General features: G+C 71.2%; 15 protein-coding genes. 8 read left to right on the forward strand and 7 right to left on the reverse strand.

Features of this window, described 5'->3' with window-relative positions; translation table 11 throughout:
* Window positions 1-360: 360 nt before the first annotated feature.
* Window positions 361-1,590 (forward strand): DNA topoisomerase IB, encoded by a 1,230-nt coding sequence (locus ACHWVH_RS12790; RefSeq protein ID WP_394687306.1) that lies wholly within the window; start codon window positions 361-363, stop codon window positions 1,588-1,590.
* 45 nt (window positions 1,591-1,635) lie between these two features.
* Here the strand turns inward: ACHWVH_RS12790 and ACHWVH_RS12795 are convergent, their stop codons facing one another.
* A complete protein-coding gene (locus ACHWVH_RS12795) occupies window positions 1,636-1,992 on the reverse strand; it encodes a hypothetical protein (RefSeq protein ID WP_394687307.1) in 357 nt (118 codons plus the stop codon).
* Window positions 1,993-2,131: 139 nt separating this feature from the next.
* Between ACHWVH_RS12795 and ACHWVH_RS12800 the strand changes: the two genes are divergently transcribed.
* Window positions 2,132-2,365, forward strand: coding sequence for a hypothetical protein (locus tag ACHWVH_RS12800; RefSeq protein ID WP_148829819.1), 234 nt, complete (start codon window positions 2,132-2,134; stop codon window positions 2,363-2,365).
* A gap of 71 nt (window positions 2,366-2,436) precedes the next feature.
* Window positions 2,437-3,477: an SDR family oxidoreductase gene (locus tag ACHWVH_RS12805; protein ID WP_394687308.1), complete on the forward strand. Its 1,041-nt coding sequence runs from the start codon at window positions 2,437-2,439 to the stop codon at window positions 3,475-3,477.
* Between the two features lie 216 nt (window positions 3,478-3,693).
* On the opposite strand, the gene ligD is transcribed toward ACHWVH_RS12805, so the two are convergent.
* The 3 genes from ligD to ACHWVH_RS12820 form a co-directional block, all read right to left on the reverse strand.
* Window positions 3,694-6,336 (reverse strand): DNA ligase D, encoded by a 2,643-nt coding sequence (gene ligD / locus ACHWVH_RS12810; protein ID WP_394687309.1) that lies wholly within the window; start codon window positions 6,334-6,336, stop codon window positions 3,694-3,696.
* 19 nt (window positions 6,337-6,355) lie between these two features.
* Entirely contained in the window at window positions 6,356-6,532 is a 177-nt protein-coding gene (locus ACHWVH_RS12815) for a DUF3606 domain-containing protein (protein ID WP_295925027.1), read from the reverse strand.
* A 167-nt stretch (window positions 6,533-6,699) separates the two neighbouring features.
* Window positions 6,700-9,090 carry a TonB-dependent receptor gene (locus tag ACHWVH_RS12820; RefSeq protein ID WP_295925024.1) on the reverse strand — a complete coding sequence of 797 codons (2,391 nt, stop codon included), beginning with the start codon at window positions 9,088-9,090 and terminating at the stop codon, window positions 6,700-6,702.
* 617 nt (window positions 9,091-9,707) lie between these two features.
* On the opposite strand from ACHWVH_RS12820, the gene ACHWVH_RS12825 reads away from it, so the two are divergent.
* Both ACHWVH_RS12825 and ACHWVH_RS12830 read left to right on the forward strand, forming a co-directional pair.
* Window positions 9,708-10,094: a BlaI/MecI/CopY family transcriptional regulator gene (locus ACHWVH_RS12825; protein WP_267121720.1), complete on the forward strand. Its 387-nt coding sequence runs from the start codon at window positions 9,708-9,710 to the stop codon at window positions 10,092-10,094.
* Window positions 10,095-10,097: 3 nt separating this feature from the next.
* A complete protein-coding gene (locus ACHWVH_RS12830; RefSeq protein WP_394687310.1) occupies window positions 10,098-12,149 on the forward strand; it encodes a M56 family metallopeptidase in 2,052 nt (683 codons plus the stop codon).
* Between the two features lie 24 nt (window positions 12,150-12,173).
* Here the strand turns inward: ACHWVH_RS12830 and ACHWVH_RS12835 are convergent, their stop codons facing one another.
* Window positions 12,174-13,283 carry a ribonuclease H-like domain-containing protein gene (locus ACHWVH_RS12835; protein WP_394687311.1) on the reverse strand — a complete coding sequence of 370 codons (1,110 nt, stop codon included), beginning with the start codon at window positions 13,281-13,283 and terminating at the stop codon, window positions 12,174-12,176.
* Window positions 13,280-15,793: a DEAD/DEAH box helicase gene (locus tag ACHWVH_RS12840; RefSeq protein ID WP_150410059.1), complete on the reverse strand. Its 2,514-nt coding sequence runs from the start codon at window positions 15,791-15,793 to the stop codon at window positions 13,280-13,282. Before ACHWVH_RS12840 ends, ACHWVH_RS12835 begins: the two co-directional genes overlap by 4 nt.
* 339 nt (window positions 15,794-16,132) lie before the next feature.
* On the opposite strand from ACHWVH_RS12840, the gene ACHWVH_RS12845 reads away from it, so the two are divergent.
* The 3 genes from ACHWVH_RS12845 to ACHWVH_RS12855 all read left to right on the forward strand — a co-directional run bounded on the left by ACHWVH_RS12845 (window position 16,133) and on the right by ACHWVH_RS12855 (window position 17,967).
* Window positions 16,133-16,606 (forward strand): hypothetical protein, encoded by a 474-nt coding sequence (locus tag ACHWVH_RS12845; protein WP_043094041.1) that lies wholly within the window; start codon window positions 16,133-16,135, stop codon window positions 16,604-16,606.
* Window positions 16,607-16,724: 118 nt separating this feature from the next.
* Entirely contained in the window at window positions 16,725-17,387 is a 663-nt protein-coding gene (locus ACHWVH_RS12850; RefSeq protein ID WP_153751676.1) for a hemolysin III family protein, read from the forward strand.
* A gap of 55 nt (window positions 17,388-17,442) precedes the next feature.
* Window positions 17,443-17,967 (forward strand): hypothetical protein, encoded by a 525-nt coding sequence (locus ACHWVH_RS12855; protein WP_394687312.1) that lies wholly within the window; start codon window positions 17,443-17,445, stop codon window positions 17,965-17,967.
* Window positions 17,968-18,004: 37 nt separating this feature from the next.
* Here the strand turns inward: ACHWVH_RS12855 and ACHWVH_RS12860 are convergent, their stop codons facing one another.
* Window positions 18,005-18,913, reverse strand: coding sequence for a hypothetical protein (locus ACHWVH_RS12860; RefSeq protein ID WP_394687313.1), 909 nt, complete (start codon window positions 18,911-18,913; stop codon window positions 18,005-18,007).
* Window positions 18,914-18,971: the final 58 nt, after the last annotated feature.

An 18,971-nucleotide genomic window follows, 5' to 3' on the forward strand; every position in this document is an offset into this window, starting at 1 on the left:
GAAGCATAGAGCGTGTGATGCGCTTTGCGTCGCCGTCGTCTCGCCGGGCGACGGCAGGCGCCGGCGCAGCGCAGGTTCCGGTGGCGACAGGATCGGACACCGCGCGTTCGCCAGGCGTTAACCGGCACGCCGACACGCCTTGTGGGAATGGCTTGAGCTGCGACGCGTGATGTCCAAGGCGCGCCGACAGCGTCGGGCGTCGGGACTGAAGTCCCTCCCACAAGGACCGCAGTACTTCCGCAGCGGTGGACCGATATGCCGCAGGCGGCAATCGCTCACGCGGCCTAGCCGCGGCGCTGCCGACAATCGATGCTCGTGGAATCGGCGGCGCGGGCCGCGGTTCCGGCTTCCGGAGGTCCGATGTCCAACGCGTCCCGTTCCACCGCCGCGGCCGAGGCGGCGCGTGCCCGCCAGTCCCGCCAGGCCGCCAGCAGCGCCGGCCTGGTCTATGTCAGCGATCAGGAGCCGGGCATCGTCCGCCGCCGCGCCGGCAAGGGCTTCGGTTACCGCCTGCCGGACGGCAGCGCGGTGCGCGATGCGGCCACCCTGCAGCGCATCCGCCAACTGGCGATCCCGCCGGCCTACACCGAAGTGTGGATCTGCACGCGCGACAACGGCCATCTGCAGGCCACCGGCCGCGACGCGCGCCGGCGCAAGCAGTACCGCTACCACGCCGACTGGGCGCAGGTGCGCGGCGACGGCAAGTTCGAGCGCATCGTCGCCTTCGGCCAGGCCCTGCCGCGGCTGCGCCGGCGCCTGCGCCGCGACATGGCCCTGCCTGGCTACCCGCGCGACAAGGTGTTGGCGATGGTGGTGGCGCTGATGGCCGAGACCCTGGTGCGCGTGGGCAACGCCGAATACGCGCGCAGCAACCGCTCCTACGGTCTGACCACGCTGCGCAACCGCCACCTGGCGTTCGTGAAGGGCGGCCGTGCGCGGCTACAGTTCCGCGGCAAGGGCGGCCAGGAGCACGACATCGAGGTCGACGACGTGCACCTGGTCAAGCTGATCCGTGGCTGCCAGCAATTGCCGGGGCAGGCGCTGTTCCAGTACCGCGACGACGACGGCCAGCTGCAGCCGGTGGATTCGGGCGAGGTCAACGATTACCTGCGCGAGGCGATGGGCGAGAGCTTCACCGCCAAGGACTTCCGCACCTGGGGCGGCACCCGCGCCGCGCTGCAGCGGCTGGCCGCGCTGCCGCTGCCGGACACCGGCGGCGAGCGCGCGCTGGCGCAGGCGCAGAACGCGGTGATCCGTGAGGTGGCCGAGGCGCTGGGCAATACTCCGGCGGTGTGCCGCAAGGCCTATATCGACCCGTGCGTGTTCGACGGTTGGCGCTGCGGCCGCCTGCACGGCCTGTGCGAGGGCGTGCGCGGCGAGCGGCAGTGGGACCTGATCACGCTGAAGTACCTGGGCCGGGCACGCACCGCGGCACGCAAGGCGGCCAAGGCGGCCGGTCGTACCTCGGCCAAGGCGCCGCCTTTGCGCAAGGCCGCGCGGACCACGCGCAATGGTGCGGCGGCAGGCACCCAGGGCAGTGGTCACCGCAGCAAGCGCAAGGCCACGCCCGCGGCGCACAAGCGCGCATGAGCGCCGCGCCGCCGCGGATGCGGCGGCACGGTCCCGCGGTGCGGATCAGCCGCAATACACGGTAGTGATGTTGTTGGTCGGGCCGATCTCGACGGTCAGGCGGTCGCCGCCGGTCTCGCGCGCGCCGCGGTTGGCGCTGTCCACGCCGCTGGCGGTGGCGCCGTTGTCGCTGACACTGCTCCTCACCACCTGCACCTTGAGACTGTCGCTGTCGACGCGGGCGCGTTCGACGGTCATGCGCGAGGCGGCCAGGCCGACGGAGCCGCGCACCTTGTCGATATGGCATTGGCCGGAGATGACGCCATCGATCGGCTGCACCTGCGCCACCTGGGTGGTGCTGCAGGCGCCGAGCAACAGCACGGCGGCGAACGGGGCGAGGCGGGCGAGCGGGTGGCGGATCATGGGGCGTCTCCTTCGATCGATGGCGCGAGCCTGTCGCGGCGCATGTTTGCGCCGCATGAAGAGATCGCGCCGGCGGTTTCACCGGTCGTGGCCGCCGGCGGGGACAGACTCGGGATTCCCCCAGCAACCGGAGCCGATCATGGCCACCTGCGATGTCTGCGGAAACGACGACGACCAGGCCTTCACCCTGACCCAGGGCGCGCGCAGCGGTACCTTCGATTCGTTCGAGTGCGCCATCCACGCCTTCGCCCCGCGCTGCAGCCACTGCGAGTGCCGCATCGTCGGCCACGGCGTGCAGGCCGGCGAGCGCATGTTCTGCTGCGCGCACTGCGCCCAGCACGCCGGCGTCAGCGGTCTCGCCGACCGCGCCTGAGCGACGCCCGTTCCTTCCCTTCGAGGAGGGTTGCGCGACCGCGTCCTCCTCCCGCATCCGGAGTATTGCCGATGGCCTCCCGCAAGCGTCCTGCCGCCACCAAGTCCGCCCCGTCCAAGCGCAGCAGCGCCACGGCGTCGTCCAGCGACAAGACCGTGCAGCAGCAACGCGCGCTGCAGCGCGCGGTCGATGCCGGCGACGCCAAGCCCAAGCCCAAGCCCAAGCGCGCCAAGCCGGGCGACGCCGGCCAGGCCGGGCCGCGCAAGCAGCCGCAGCGCATGCCCAGGCAGCACCTGGCCAAGCCGGGCAACGAGCACGAACTGGCGCTGCAGCCGCGCTTCGAGGCGCCGGAGTACGTGGGCAGCGGCAAGCTGCGCGGCATGAGCGCGATCGTGACCGGGGCCGACTCGGGCATCGGCCGCGCGGTGGCGGTGCTGTTCGCGCGCGAGGGCGCGGATGTGGCGGTGCTGTACCTGGACGAACACGAGGATGCGCAGGTCACCCGCCAGCATGTGGAGAACGAAGGCCGCCGCTGCATCACCATCGCCGGCGACGTGAAGGATCCGGCGTTCTGCGAGGACGCGGTGGCGCAGACCGTCAAAGCCTTCGGTGGGCTCGATGTGCTGGTCAACAACGCCGCGTTCCAGTTGCATTGCGATGCGCTGGAGGACCTGAGCGAGGAACATCTGCAGGAGACCTTGCAGACCAACATCGCCGGCTATTTCCACATGGCGCGCGCGGCGCTGCCGCATCTCAAGCGTGGTTCGGCGATCGTCAACAGCGGTTCGGAGACCGGGTTGTTCGGCAGCAAGTCGCTGTTGGACTATTCGGCGACCAAGGGCGCGATCCATGCCTTCACCATGGCCCTGGCCAGCCAGTTGCAGCCGCGCGGCATCCGCGTCAACGCGGTCGCGCCGGGGCCGGTGTGGACGCCGCTCAATCCTGCCGACAAGCCCGCCGAGGATGTGGCCGAGTTCGGCAAGCAGAACCCGATGGGACGCCCGGCGCAGCCGGAGGAGCTGTCGCCGGCGTACGTGTTCCTGGCCTCGCCGATCACCGCCAGCTACATCAATGGCGCGATCCTGCCGGTGATGGGTGGGCCGACGGGGTAGGGGGCGAGTGGGTTGGCGGGTGAGTTGGCTGGCGGTCGGACCCTCACTCCAACCCCTCTCCCGGCGGGAGAGGGACTCGGCTTTTCCCTTCCCCCATCGGGGGAAGGTGCCCCGCAGGGGCGGATGAGGGTACGGTCGCTCGTGTTCAATCTCAGCGAGGCGCTTCGCGCCCCGCCCCTCACCCCAACCCCTCTCCCGCAGGGAGAGGGGCTTCGCTCACTCCGTTTCGGCCCAGCGCGACAGGTTCTGTTTCAGCGCATCGATGCCGGCCCACGGATCCTTGCGTCGTCGTTTCAGCTTGGCCGGGACGTCGCGCAGCTTGAAGGCGTCGGCGCGGTGCAGCCTGGGCAGGTCGCTCCAGGCCAGCGGCATCGCCACCGGGGCGCCGGCGCGGGCGCGCAGCGAGTACGAGGCCACCGCGGTGGCGCCGCGGCCGTTGCGCAAATAGTCGACGAAGATGCGCTGGTTGCGCAGGCGCTTGCTGGCGGTGGCGAGGAAGCGCTCGGGTTGCGACTGCGCCAGCGCGTCGGCGAAGCCGTGGGCGAAGCGCTTGGTCAGGTCCCAGTCGCAACCCGGAGCCAGCGGCACCACCACGTGCAGGCCCTTGCCGCCGGACACGCGCAGGAACGACTCCAGCTCCAGTTGCGCGAGCAACTTGCGGATGTCGGTGGCCGCGCGCTTGACCTCGGCGAAGGGCACGTCCGGGCCCGGGTCCAGGTCGAACACCACGCGGTCGGCACGCTCCGGGGACGCGGCATGCGCGCCCCACGGGTGGAACTCCAACGCATTGAACTGCACCAGTTCGAGCAGCCCGGCCGCATCCTCGACCACCAGGTACTCGGCCTGGGTGCCGCTTTCTTCCTTCAACCGCACCGACGACACCAGTTCCAGCCCGGCGGTGTGGTGCTTCTGGAAGAAGCACGCGCGTTCGGCACCGGCGGGGCAGCGGATGATCGACAGCGGGCGACCGGCGATCTCCGGCAGCAGGTGATCCATCACCGCGCTGTAGTAGTCCCAGACCTCGCGCTTGGTCGCGCCGATGTCGGGGAAGACCACGCGGCCCGGGCTGGACAGGGTCGGCGGCGTGCGCGCGGTGCCCGTGGTCGCGACGTCGCGCTTGCTGCGCCGGGGACCGCTGGTCTTGGTCTCGCTCGACTTCGCCGCCTTCGCCACCTTGGTCGCCTTCGTGGCTTTGACCGTTGCATCTGCCCTGGCTTTCCTGGCCGGCGGCCTCGCCCGCGCCGCCGCCGCGCGCGGTGCCGGTGCGTCGGCATCGCGCAGGTCGGCGATGTCCTTGTCCGGGCGCACCGCCTTCAACGAGGCCTGGCGCAGCAACTGCTGTCCGCCGATGCCGCGGTAGAACACCTCCACCACGAAGCGCGGCGCGAACCAGCGTGCGCTGCGCAGGTCGGTGTCGGTGGTCGGCACGTGCACGCTGGGCGTGGCGCTGCCGGCCTTGCCGATCAGCGCGGTCAACTCGCGCAGCAAGGCGTCGGAGAAGCCGGAGCCCACGCGCCCGACATACAGCCAGCCATGCTCGGGATCCGGCCGCGCCAGCAGCAGCGCGCCGAAGCCGCTGCGGCTGCCCTTGGGTGCGGTGTAGCCGACCACCGCGAATTCGTCCGAGCCCAATTGCTTGGTCTTGCGCCAGTCGTCGCTGCGGCCGCCGTGGTAGCCGCGGTCGGCGCGCTTGGAGACGATGCCCTCGAAGTGCTGCGCGCCGGCGAGCTGGAACGCGGCGTCGCCGTCGCCGTCGATGTGCGAGCTGAAGGCCAGGTGCGTATCGGCGTTCTGCAGCAGCCGCTGCAGCAGCGCCTTGCGTTCGGACAGCGGTGCGGCGGCGATGTCGATGCCGTCCAGGTGCAACAGGTCGAACAGGGCCAGCGCGAGCTTGCCCTGGCGCTCGCCGGACAGCACCGCCTGCAGCAGGTTGAAGTCCTCCTTGGTCCCCTTGCCGGCGATCAGTTCGCCATCCAGCGCCGCCGAGCGCAGGCCCAGCGCCGCGATGGCGTCGCGGATCTCGGGAATCTTGTCGGTCCACTCGATCGCGTTGCGCGACCACAGCCGCACCACGCCGTCGGCGACAGTGGCCAGGATCCGGTAGCCGTCCCACTTGATCTCGTGGATCCACTGCGCGCCCTGTGGCGGCGCGTCGCCCAGCCGGGCCAGCTGCGGCGCGAACGGTCCGTCCGGCGCCGCCGCCGGCACCGCGCCGGGCAGCGCCTCGGCCAACTTGGCCCAGTTCGTCCGGCGGCCCTTGCGCACTGGCGCCACCACCGTGACCTTGCGCTTGTCCGGTTTGCCGGCGCCGGCGCGCTTGACGTCCTGCGCCGGCGCCGCGGTGACATCGGCCAGCAGGTCGTCCGCCTCCAGGTCGCCGGCGAAGGCGTCGTCCTCCTTGAACAGCAGCCACTGCGGCTGCCGCGCCGGCTTGCCCGAGCGCACCAGGTGCCAGCCGCCCTTGAGCTTGTCGCCGAACAGTTCGAAGCGCAGATGGCCCTTGGCCAGTTGCGCTTCCGGATCGTCCGCGCTGCTCCACACGCCGTGATCGAACTGCGCGACGTGGCCGCCGCCGTATTCGCCCTGCGGGATCTCGCCCTCGAACGTGGCGTAGTCCAGTGGATGGTCTTCCACTTCCACCGCCATGCGCTTGACCTTGGGGTCGTAGCTCGGCCCTTTCGGCACCGCCCAACTCTTCAGCGCATCGCCGACCTGCAGGCGGAAATCGTAGTGGCGGCGGCTGGCGTGGTGCAGCTGCACGACGAAGATCGGCCGCTGCCCCGCCGGCACCGGTTTGCCTGGCTCCGGTTCGCGGGTCTTGTCGAAGCGGCGCTTGCGACGGTAGTCGGTGAGGCTCATGGCGCGGGCCCGGCCCGCGTCACTTGCGCAGGTGCGCGCGGACCGCGGCGGCGCTGCTGCCCACCGCCTGCACCGCGGCGCGCAGCTCGTCGGCGGAGACGCCCAGCGCCTGCGTCCAGTCGCGCACTTCGTCGTCTTCGTGGAGGTTGATGCGGTCGCGATCGGGCGAACCGGTGTTGCGGGTGTCGTCGCTCATGCCGATGTCCTGCTGTGCAGAAGCCGCTGCGGTCGTGGGGCGCCACGTGTGGCGGCGAGTGCCGACGGACGCGGGATGCGTCGGCGGACCGGTGCGGAAACTTCTAGTCGCGCCGGCGTGGCATCGCCGTGAACGCCGTGTCTGCCCCATGCATGCGCGCCGCCCGCTCAGAACGCCAGCGAGGTACTGAACAACACCTGCCGCGGCGCGCTGCGCTGCAGCGTCTGGTAGTCGCCGGCGAACGCCGAGCCGGCGATGTTGGCGGTACCGATGTTGTGGCGGTCGAGCAGGTTGCTCACGTCCAGGCGCAGCTCCAGGCCGGGCAGCGGGCTGTCGGCGCCCAGCGTGTAGGCCGTGTACGCATTGACCTGCCAGAACGCCGGCACGCGCAGGTCGTTCTCGTAGGTGAAGGGCTGATGCAGGTACTCGGTGCTGGTGGCGCCGAAGCGCCAGTGGCGCACATGCGCCGATAGGTCGCTGACCAGCGACAGTTGCGGATAGCCCGGCTGCGCCTTGCCCTGGATCGGATAGGCGTTGCCGTCGACGACCGCGTCGCGGTCGTAGACCGAGCGCGCCAGCGCCACGCCTTGGTAGAACTGCAGGTGCGGGGTGAGGTCGGCGGTCACGCCCAGGTCGGCGCCGAAGGTGTGCATCTTCGGCATCACCTGCACAGTGTTGACCTGCGCGAACTGGGTGCCGACCGCGGCCGACAGCAGGCGATGGCGGATGTCGCCGTAGAACACGTCCGCGGTGACGGTGGCGTGGTCGAAGCGATGGGTGCCGCCGAGGGTGAGGTTCCAGTCCTGTTCCGGCTGCAGGTGGCGGGCGAGGCGGTCGAACGTTGCCTGGTCGGGGACGGTCCAGGCCGAGGCGGTATAGCCGATGTTGCCGCGCTGGGCGACGCGGAAGCCGTTCATCGCGCTGCCCAGGTCGATGAAGCCATCGGTCTGCGTGGTCGGACTCCAGAACAGCGACAGGTGCGGCAGGAACGCGCTCCTGGCGCGCAGCGTGCCGGCCGCCGGCCGGTCCGGCGCATCGCCGACACCGCCGCCGCTGGTGCGGAAATCCACCGCCTTTGCCCCCAGGCCCAGCACCAGCGTGTCGCTCAGTGCGATGTCGTCGTGCAGGTAGACCTGGCGCGCGCGGGTGGTCCACTGCGAGACGTTGTCGGTCTTGAACGCCGGGCCGTACACATCCCACGGCCCGGTGGTGCGCAGCGGCCGGCCCTGCCCCAGCAGCGGTTCGGTGTACCAGGACGTCGCCGCGTCGGCGCTGCTGTGCTCCTGCCAGAGGCCGGCGCTGAGCGTGTGCCGGCCATGCACATAGGTCAGGCTGAGCAGGCCGCCGGTGCGCTGCAGGTGCGGCGCCTGCACCTGCTCGGAGAACGGCGCAGCGTCGGGCGAGGGCGTGGTCGGATCGCTCAGCGTGGCGTGGGTGCGGCTGCGCGCGCTGTAGAGCTGCACGCGCCCGCTGAGCGCGTCGGAGATGCGGAAGTCGTGCGCGAGCGAGGCGATGCGATCGTCGGTGACCTGGCCGGTGTCGTACGGCAACAGTCCGGCCAGCGTGCCGCAGCGGTAGACGCCGCAGGAGGCGCCGGCGTTCTGCGGCAGGGCGATGGCGTAGGCCCTGGCGTAGTCGGGATAGAGACTGTCGGCGCGCCAGCCGAGCTTGCCGAGCATGTCGAAGGACAGGTTGTTGTAGCCCCACATCGCGGCGTGGCTGGCCGACAGGAACACGGTGAACGTACCCCAGGCCACGTCCTGGGTCGCCTTCAGGTCGCCGCGCAGGAAGCGCTGGGTGCCGCCGCCCTGGTATTTGTCCGCGCCCAGCCGTTGCAGGTCGACCTGCAGCTTCGGGCCGTTGGCGCCGAGCTGCCCGCTCTGCGCGGAGACCGTGGTGACCCGGGTCGCGTCGCTGCCCACGCCCTGCTTGACGCGCAGGCCGGGCGTGTCCTTCGGTTCGCCCAGGCGATACTCCAGCGCGCCGCCGTTGGCACTGCTGGAGAACACGCTCACCGGTGCCGCGCCGGGGCTGACCGTGATGGTGCCGATGGCGTCCGGCACGCCGACGTTGACCACGCTGGTGCCGGTCAACGACAGGAAGCCGCTGTCGTTCAACGGCACGCCTTCGAAGGTGATGCCCATTTCGTTCATGCGGAACCCGCGCACGAACAGGCTGGTGGCGGACACGTCCAGGCCCAGCCCGTCGGTGGCGGTGTAGCTGGCGCCGGGCACGGTCTTCAGCCGTGCCAAGCCGTTGCTGCCGGCGAGGTCGGCGTCCATGTCGCCGGCATTGATGACGTAGCGGTTCGGGCCCACCACCTGGGTGGGCGCCACCGCCGCCGCGTGCGGCGAGGCCACCACGTCCAGCGCGGACAGCGTGGTCGGCGTGGTGTCGGCGTTGCTGCTGGCAGCCGCCTCCGCGGCGTGCGCCGTGGAGGCGGCGAGGCAGGCGACCAGCGCCGTAGACAACAACGACGGTGCGCACTTGTGCCTGAGGCGATGCGGTGCAGAGATCGGCAGGGTGGCGGCGCGGAGACGGGAGGAGGTCGCGTGCATGGTCGGATCCGGCGTGGAGTGGGAGGCGGTGGCGCACGCGCACCCAGCGCAGGGCGACGGCCTCGCGGCGGCGTCCGGCTGGCTGTGCGTTTGCGATGGAAGAGCGCCGACGGTGCGGCACGGACCCGGGAAGGTGGCGCGCGGCAGGTGCGGCGGCCCGCTCCGGATCGATGGAGGCGAACGGCGCAGCTGCGGCAGCGCGCTTCCCGCGGTGAATACAGCGGCGTGAAGCGATGCAGGAAATTCTTGCATCGCATGTGCGCTTGCACCATTGCGCGTTGGTACAGCGCTGCCTGCTGCGCGTATGCGATGCGATACCTGGGTATAGGGCGCTGGTGCCGCTGCGCGAACGAGGATGGATCAGCGCCGACGTCTACGGCGAGTGCATGCACGGTGGCCGGGGGGCCGACCTCATGCTGCTGCACGCGTGCGCGAGACATGGGGTCGAATGCTCAGGACCGATGCGGCTCCACCGGCAGACGCCGGGTGCGGCTGGCCTCGCGGAGGGGCGCCATCGCCAGGCTTGCAGACACCTGCCGCCCATGACCTGCGACCTATTGACGACAGTTGTCGTCATGGGTAGCTTTGCCGACACGTGTAGTCATCGGAGTGGGCGGATGCGCCGCAAATCGATCGGGGACCAGGAACTGGCCCTGCTGCAGTACATCGCCGAACACGGCGATGCCAGTGTCGGCGAGGTCGCCGGCGGGTTCGGCGAGGCGCGCGGGCTGGCGCGCTCGACCGTGCTGACCATGATGGAGCGCCTGCGCGCCAAGGCCTATCTGCGTCGCCGCCAGGTGCAGGGCGTGTACCGCTATGCCGCCACCAGCGGCCAGGACGACGTGGTGCGCAGCGCGGTCGGCAGCTTCGTCGAGAAGACCCTGCAGGGCTCGGTCTCGCCGTTCGTGGCGTGGATGTCGCAGCGCGCCGAGGTCAGCGACACGGAACTGGCAGAACTGGAGGCCCTGGTGGCCAAACTGCAATCGCAACGGCGAGAGGACTGAGCCATGCACAGCCTGGTGGGGACGGACGTGTTCGAGAGCCTGCTGTCGCGGCTGCTGGCGACCAGTGTGCAGACGCTGGTGCTGGTCGCGCTGATCTGGGCGCTGTGCCGCTGGCTGCCGACCCTGCCGGCGGCGACGCGTTGCCGGTTGTGGTGGCTGGTCGCCGCGCAGAGCGTGCTGGGCCTGCTGTGGGCCGGGGCGGTGCAGCTACCGGTGCTGCCGGCCGCGCCGGCGCCGGTCGTTGTAGCACCGGCGGCCGCCGCCACGGTGCCGGCGACGCCGGCAGGCGCTGCGATGCCGCGCGTGTCCGCTGCGATGCCTGCGCAGATCAACGTCAACGCCACCGCTGCCACCGCGGCGATCGCCGCACCCCCGGCCACGACATCCCTGGCGGCCTGGCCGTGGGCGCAGGCGCTGGTGGCGCTGTGGCTGGCCGGCGTGCTGGTCTGCGCCGCGCACAGCGTGCTGGCCTACCGTCGCAGCCGCCAGCGTGCACGCGAGGCGGCGCCGTGCACCGACACCGCCCTGCTCGGTGCGCTGCGCCTGGCGGCCGAGGCCCACGGCCTGCGCCAGCCGCCGCAGCTGCGGCTGTGCGCGCACACCGATTCGCCGCAACTGATCGGGCCGTGGCAGCCGGTGCTGCTGCTGCCGGCGCGGCGCATGGACAGCCTGCGCGCCGATGATCTGGACATGGCGCTGACCCACGAACTGGTGCACCTGCAGCGCCGCGACCTGTGGTGGGGGCTGCTGCCGGCGGTGGCGCAGCACCTGTTCTTCTTCCATCCGCTGGTGCACTTGGCCAACCGCGAGTACGCCCTGGCCCGCGAGGCGGCCTGCGACGCCGCCGTGGTCGCCGGCCACCGCCATTGCCGTCACGACTACGCGCGGCTGCTGGTGCAGCTGGGTGTGGCACCGCGGCCCAGCGCCGGCCTGGCCAGCGCTTCGCCGACCTTCCTGAGCCTGAAACGGAGATTGCTGATGCTGCAGACCACGTCCGCTTTTCCGCGCCTGGGCGCGGCCCTGATCCTGACCGCGGTGGCCGTGCTCGGCGTGGCGCCGCTGCGCCTGGTGGCCCAGCCCGGCCATGCGCTGCCTGCCGCCGGCAAGCCGGCTCCCGCCTCCCCGGCGCAGGCCGCGGCGCCACCGAGCGAATACACTGCCGATGACGCGGCCCGCGAAGCGGCGCTTGCGGCGGCGGAGGCGCAGGCTGCCATGGCGGCTGCAGATGCAGCGAAGCAGGCAGCCGACGCGAGCGCAGCGGCGCAGGAGCCTGAGATGGAAGCCGCGAACGCGGCGGCCGCGGAGGCGGCCGATGCGGTCGACATGGGGGACGCCGGTGCCGCCGCCCGCGCCGCCAACGTGCCCGCAGTACCGCCGCCGCCGCCGCCGCCCGCGCCGCCTGCGCGGCCTGCAATGGTGGTCCCGGCGGTCCCGGCGGTCCCCGCGCCGCCGCCGGCCATCGGCTCGCGGATCAGCACGCGGTCGGTGCAGAAGACCCGCAACGGTCAACTCGAACAGTCGTATGTCCGGGTCAAGGGCAACCATTCGACGATGAGCGGCAGCAGCGACGAGCTCGCCAGCATGAAGCGCGAGACCCAGGGCGATGGCCTGTGGTTCCGCCGCGGCGGCAAGCGTTATGTGGTGCACGATCCTGCGCTGCTGGCCCGCTTCGACGCGCTGTTCGAGCCGATCGGCAAGCTGGGCGCACAGCAGGGCGAGCTGGGTAAGCGCCAAGGAGCGCTGGGCCGCGAGCAGGGCGAGCTGGGCCGTGAACAGGGCAAGCTGGCGCAGGAGGCCGCAGCGCGGGCGCTGGCGCGCATCGACATGGACGCCGTCGCTGCCAAGGCGCAGGCGAATGCACAGGCAGCGCTTGCGCAGCGCCAGGACGCGCTGTCGGCGAAGATGCGCGCGCTCGGCGCACAGCAGGCCGCGCTGGGCCGGCAGCAGGGCGAACTGGGTGCGCGTCAGGGCGAATTGAGCGCGCAGCTCGATCGCGAGGTCGACCGCCTGTTCGATGCCGCCATCGCCGCGGGCAATGCGCAGCGGCTGGAGTGATGTCGCCGGCGGCGTGCGCAGCGCCTACGCCGACGCCGCAGCCGCCAGCGCGCGTTCCTCGGCCTCGGCGGCGACCAGGCGCTGCAGCAGCAGCGCCAGCGTGACCACGTCCTGGTGGTTGTGCGCGGCGACGCGGCGCAGGTTGCGCGCGTTGCCGCCGCGCAGGTAGCCGAGCCACGTCGCCGGCGCTTCCGAGCCCGGCAGGTCGTCCTCGCGCACCACGCGCAGCAACTGCCGCTCGATGGTGGCGAGCTTGCAGTTCTCCCAGGTGCCACGGTAGCGGCGGCGGGTAGGATGCAACAGGTCCACGTGGTCCAGCGCCGACAGCGGATCGGCGCAGCGCGCCAGCCGGTAGCGGGTCTTCAGCAACGGCGCGTCGTAGCAGCGGCCGTTGTAGCTGGACAGCACCGTGCCCGGCCGCAGCCAGGCGCGAAACGCCTCCAGCATCGCCTTCTCCGCACCCATCGTGGCCATCAGCAACTGGCGGATGCGCAGGCCCGGGCCGTCGGCCGGATGCACGCTCCAGTCGGCCGCGCCGATCATGAAGGCGCGGGTGCCGGTGCCGCCGGCCAGGCCGGTGGTTTCGGTGTCGAAGAACAGCAGGTCGGTGGGGTCCACCGTATCCTCGCGGCGGGCGAAGGCCAGCGACAGCGCACCGGCGGGGATCGGCTGCGGCAGGAACGCCTCGATCAGGTGCAGCCCGGGCGCGATCTCCACCCCGGGCAGGTGCCGGTCCGGCGCCGTTGCCGGCTTGCGTGCGGCCGCCGCCGCGGCGGGTGCGACCGCGCGCTCGCGCAGGCCGAGCAGGCGCCGCAGGGCGGACATATCGGTGCCGCCGCGGTCGAACGGGGCGATGGCGATGGGCGGCGCCACCGCGGTATCGGCGCCGCCGCTGCGCGGGGGAGCGGGTGGCGTGCGTGGGGCCGGCGTTGCAGTTGCCTGCGATACGATCTCGCGCGGCTGCGGCGCTGCCTGCCGCGGCGCTTGCGTGGACGTCGCCGCGGCAGTGCCTGCGCGTTGCGCGGCAGACGCGTCGGCTGCGATGCGATGGCCGGAGGACGCCGGCGCGCGCTCGGCGCTGGCGTCGCCGGCCTGCCGGCGCAGCGCGCGCAGGCGTTCGAGGCTGATGCTCATGCGCTCCACTCCGGCAGCGCATCGGCGTCGGCATCGATGGCGATCGTGGTTGCGCCGTGCGCGTCCAGCGCCGTGTCGTCCTCGCCGTCGAGCAACAAGCGCAGCACGCGCAACGCCAGCGCCCGCGGCGTGGTCGCGCTTTCCTCCTGCGCGGCCAGCACCGGGCCGACGCAGGCCGGGCAGCCGGCCACGCAGTCGCAGCCCTGCACCAGTTCGCGCGCGCGCTGCACCAGTTCGGCCTGGCGCCGCCACAACGGCTCGCTGAGGCCGACGCCGCCGGGGAAGTTGTCGTACAGGTACACGGTGGGCACGAACTGCTGCAGTTCGACGCTGGCCGGCTCGCCGCTGTCGCCACCGCGCAACTGGCCGCGGCCCTTGGCGTCGGCCACCGCGAACCAGGCGCCGTCGCCGTCGCCCACCGCCTGCTGCAGATCGCGTGCGTCGGCCATCACCGCCACCGTGGCCACCACGTGCAGCGCGTAGGCCGCGCCCAGGAAACCATCCAGCGCGTCCTGCTTGCTGCCGAACGCCTTGAGCAGGGTCGCCTGCGGCAACTGCCACCACACCGCGGTGGTGTGCAGTTCCTGGTCGGGCAGGTTGACCGGGCCGTAGCCGATGTTCTCGTGGGTGTAGTAGCGGATCTTCTTGTAGCCGGCCACGCGCCGCACCACGTGCACCTCGCCGTGGTGCGCGTCGCCGCGCCCGGCCGCGCCGCCGTCGAAGCGGTCCAGCACCTTGAGCTTGGTGAAGTCGATGCTGTCGGTGTAGTAGTCCACGTGGGTGCGGGTGACGTAGGCCTTGCGGCCTTCCCAGTCGAGCTTTTCCACCTGGTAGGGCGTGCTCTGCACCATGTGGATGGCGCCTTCGTACAGGGTCAGTGCGGCGGCGGAATAGTCGACCTCGGCGATGATCTGCTGCTTGCCGTCGGTCTTGTCCACCACCACGAAGTTGCCGTCGGCCACCGAGCGCAGGCTCACCGCGTTGGCCGGGTAGCTGTCGGCGATCCACTCCCAGCGGTCGCCTTCCTGGTGCACCACCTCGCTCTCGGCCAGCGCCTCCAGGAACACCGCCGGGTCGACCGGGCCGAACGCCTCGCCGGCGACGAAGGTCAGCTCGAACGCGGCGCAGCGGATGTGGTCGAACAGGATCAGCGGCTGGTCCGGGGCGATACGGGCGTGTTCCGGCGAGGCATCGGCGAAGAAGTCCGGGTGCCGCACCACGTACTGGTCCAGCGGCTGCGAACTGGCCACCAGCACGCCCAGCGCAGGCTGCTGGCGACGTCCGGCGCGGCCGAAGCGCTGCCAGGTGGCGGCGACGCTGCCGGGGTAGCCGTTGAGCACCACCACGTCCAGCGCGCCGATGTCCACGCCCAGCTCCAGCGCCGAGGTGGAGACGATGCCGTCGATGCTGCCGGCGCGCATCGCCCGCTCGGCCTCGCGGCGCTCGCTGGGCAGGTAGCCGCCGCGGTAGGCGCGGATGCGCGGCGGCTTGCGCGGGTCGTGGTCGAAGATGTCCTTCAGGTACTTGGTCAGCACCTCCACCATCAACCGCGTCTGCGCGAACACCAGGGTCTTGAGCCCGGACTTGATCGCGATGCGCGCGATGCGGTTGCTCTGCGAGCGCGCCGAGGCGCGCAGGCCCAGGTCGGCGTTGACCACCGGCGGGTTCCACAGCAGCACGTGCTTGTCGCCGCTGGGCGCGCCGGAGTCGGTGATCGCGTGCACACGCTGCTCGATCAGCGCCTCGGCGTGAGCGCGCGGGTTGCCGATGGTGGCCGAGCACAGGATGAACTGCGGCGTGACGCCGTAGAACGCGCAGATGCGCTTGAGCCGGCGCAGCACGTTGGCGACGTGGCTGCCGAACACGCCGCGGTAGGTGTGGATCTCGTCGATCACCACGTAGCGCAGGTTCTCGAAGAACTGCGCCCACTTGGTGTGATGCGGCAGGATCGCCTGGTGCAGCATGTCCGGGTTGCTGACCACGATGTCGCCGTGCAGGCGGATCGCCTGGCGCGCATCGCCGGGGGTGTCGCCGTCGAAGGTGAAGGCCTTCACCCCGAGGTCGCCGGCACGGTTGAGGTCCAGCAGCTCGGCCACCTGGTCCTGCGCCAGCGCCTTGGTCGGGAACAGGTACAGCGCCTTGGCCTGCGCGGTCATCGCCGCGGCCACCACCGGCAGCGTGTAGCACAGCGACTTGCCCGAGGCGGTAGGGGTGACGATGGCCACGTGCTCGCCGCGCTGCGCCGCGTCCCAGGCCTCGGCCTGGTGGCTGTACAGCTGCGCGATGCCGCGTTCGCGCAATGCGGCGGCCAGCGCCGGCGGCACGTCGTCCGGGATCGGCGCGTAGCGGCCGGCCTGGCCGGGGATGGTGAAGCTGCCGGTGATGCGGTCGTGGTAACGGCGCTCCAGCCGCGCGCTGAGCAGGGCGCCATCGCGCGAGGGCATCCCGTCGGTGGTGGACAGGGCGCGCTCGGCGTCCTCGGTGCGCGGGGCTAGGGCGTGGGCGGGCATCGGCACGGCTCTCAAAGTGGAACAGGGAAGCGAAATCGCGTCTCAGGGTATGAGACCGGGCGCGCCGAGGCGAGACGGGCAGGCTGAGCGGATTCAGGCTGGGCGATTGCATGCGGAACGCATCGCTGTTCGCACTGCATGCGGCAGCCTATTGGCGATGCGTGCCGGCCCTGCGCGTCTGTACCGACACAGCGGCCGTCTGCGCCGATGACACGTCCTCGGCAGCGCGTACTGCGCAGATCAGGCTTGTGCCGATGGCCGTGTTCCGCGCGTGGCGCGAGGCTTTCGCTACCCGTCGTGCAATGACGGACCCCGTTCACACACTCAGGAGCGAATGCCATGGTCACCGCCGAATTTCTGCAGGATAACGGCTTCAGCAACAAGGCGTCGGTCGACGCCAACGTCTACATCAAGGATGTCACCAAGGCGCTGCCGTCTTCCGGCAACCTGCATGCGCATCTGAAGGTGACATTTGCCGATGCCCATCGGCTGGCGTTCGAAATCCACGGCACTATCCGCGTCGACGCAGACGCGCAGGCGTTGGGCAAACGTAGTGGCGACGACAGCACCATCGGTCGCGCTCTGTGGGTGTACGCGGATGGCACGTTCCGCACGTCGGTCGAAGCCGCCTTTTGGCAGGAGCAGGGCGGCGTCACCCCGTCCCAGCTCAAGACCTATGCGCGTAAGCTGAAGGATCAAGTGCGGCAATGGGAGCAGGCACTGGAGCGCGAAGGTGCCGATAGCCATCCTTCGCCGGCAGGAAACAAGCGCGCACTCGACGATCTGGACACGCGCTATCCGCTCGGCAGGTAATCGCCAGCGCGGTCTTGGCAGGATGCGGCGCGTGGCGATGCAGGGATCAGCCGCTACGCGCGTATCCTGTGCGTCCCCCAGCACCAAGGCACTGCTTCCCGGGGTGCCGAAGATCGCCTTGTCCGCATCGACTTCCTCGCCAGCCCCGCACTACCGCACCGCCGCCGCGCGCCGCGCCGATCTGCTCGTGCATGCCGCCGGCCTGCTGCTGGCCGTGGTCGGCGGCGCGCTGCTGGTCTGGCGCGCCCATGCCAACGACGCGCTGATCGTGGCCACCAGCATCTACGCGCTGGGGCTGCTGACCATGTTCGCCTGCTCGGCGGCGTACAACTTCGCCCCGCCGCAGCGCCAGCCGGTGCTGCGCAAGCTCGACCACGCCGGCATCTTCGTGATGATCGCCGGCTCCTACACGCCGTTCTTCGTGCTGGCGCTGTCCGGCGCCTGGGTCTGGTCGATGACCCTGGCGGTGTGGGGCGTGGCGCTGTTCGGGGTGTTCGCCAAGCTGTTCCTGCCGGGCATCGCCAAGGGCTTCTGGGTGGCGATCTACCTGCTGCTGGGCTGGGCGGGCATGGCGGCGGTCAAGCCGATCGTGGCCGGGCTGGACACGCCGGTGCTGTGGCTGATCGCTGCCGGCGGGGCGATCTACACGGTGGGCGTGGCGTTCTACGTGCGCAAGTCGATGCTCTACAACCGCGCGATCTGGCATGCGCACGTGCTGGGCGGCGCACTGGCGCACTGGTGCGCGATCTGGCTGTGCCTGCGCCCGCTGTCGGCGACGTGAACGGTGGCGCCGATGCGCTAGAGATGGCCGTGCCGCGTCCGTAAGCTCGGGCGTCATGGACAGCATGCACACAGCGGATCCGAACGGCCGGCGCCTGCGCACGATGCTGGCAATCGCCTTGCTGGCGACGTGCGCGAATGTGCAGGCACAACAGGCCGCGCCCGCCGCACCGGCCGCTGCGCCGCCGCCGCCCTCGGTCGCACCGCCGTCCACATCCGATGCCGCGGCGCAGCCCGACATCCAGACCCTGGGCGAAGTGCGCGCGCTGCCGCCGGACGAGGGCGAGCCGCTGGACCTGTACCGCTTCAAGAATCCGGTGTCGCCGCCACCCAACCGCTTCGACAAGGACTGGCGTCCGCCGCCCTCGGTGGAGCAGGTCAGCCAGAGCGGCGGCTACATCGCGCTCGGTGTCTACTACCTGGCCGGCAAGGCGGCCAAGGGCCTGCACGCGCTGACCGGCGGCCCCGACCAGGTCCAGGCTGCCGTCGCGCGGCCACCTCCACAGCTGAGCGAGGCCGAACTGCAACGCGCCATGAAGGTGTGCGCGGAACAGGGCGGGGGCTGCGCAGCGGGGCAGTGAGCGCGCCGCCGCACAAGCGTCGCCCACCTCGGCGACCTCAACCGCAGGCCCAGTCCAATCGCAGGTCCTGGATGTCCAGTTGCGCGACGCCGCCGCCGAAGTTGTAGCCGCCGAAGGCCTCGTCGAACTCGATGTAGTACGGGCTGAAGTCCGGGATGCCCTGTATCGGGCGCATGGTGCCGCCGAGGTGGTTGATGGCGTGGCCGGCGGCCCAGTCGTGTTCGCGGTAGTGCTCGCGGCTGACCACGCCGTCCTGCCAGTAGTAGAACGGCTGATAGCCGCCGGGATCGGGCGCGTCGCCGAACGTCTCGCGCGGCGGCACCCCGGCATTGGGATCGTGCTCGCGCCGGCGCAGCCGCAGCGGACGATGCAGGGCGAAACGGTCCGGCGCCTGCGGCAGCGGCACGCTGCGCGCGTCCCACGCTTCGCATACTGTCGCGCTTCCGACCTGCAACCATTCCGGCGGCGGCGTCCGCTGCAGCAACGGGCTGTCCACCAGCGGCGGCGGCCTGCATGGCGCGCCATCCACCTCTTCCTGCCGCAGCAGGATCAGCGCATAGGCGCAGTCCAGCAGGTCCTGCATGCGCCGCAGCCGCGGGTGGGCCTGCAGCGCGCGTTCGCGGAACGGTTGCAGCGCCGGGTCGGCCAGCGCCTGCGCGGGCGTGGCGATCGCGGCGTGCATCCCGTCCACTGTTCCGGCCGGGCCGCCGTCGTTATGGTCCGGCGCGGTGGCGAAGAACGACACCGCGACGATGTCCGGGCCGTGCACGCGGTAGTCCGGTGGCAGCCGCAGGGTGAAGCCGTGCTGCATCGGATAGCCGCTCCACGGATCCAGCGGCCATTGCGCCGCGGCGATGCCCGGCGGCAGGCCGAAGCACCAGCCGTCGCTGTCGGGAGCGGGCGCGCCGTCGTGCCAATCTCCGGGTTCGATGTCGTAGGCGTGCATCGGAACGTTCTCCAAGGTGTGGTGAGACTGCAGGGTCCAACGTCGCGACGCCATCGGC

This window comes from uncultured Xanthomonas sp., assembly GCF_964278005.1.
GTDB classification, from domain to species: domain Bacteria; phylum Pseudomonadota; class Gammaproteobacteria; order Xanthomonadales; family Xanthomonadaceae; genus Xanthomonas_A; species Xanthomonas_A sontii.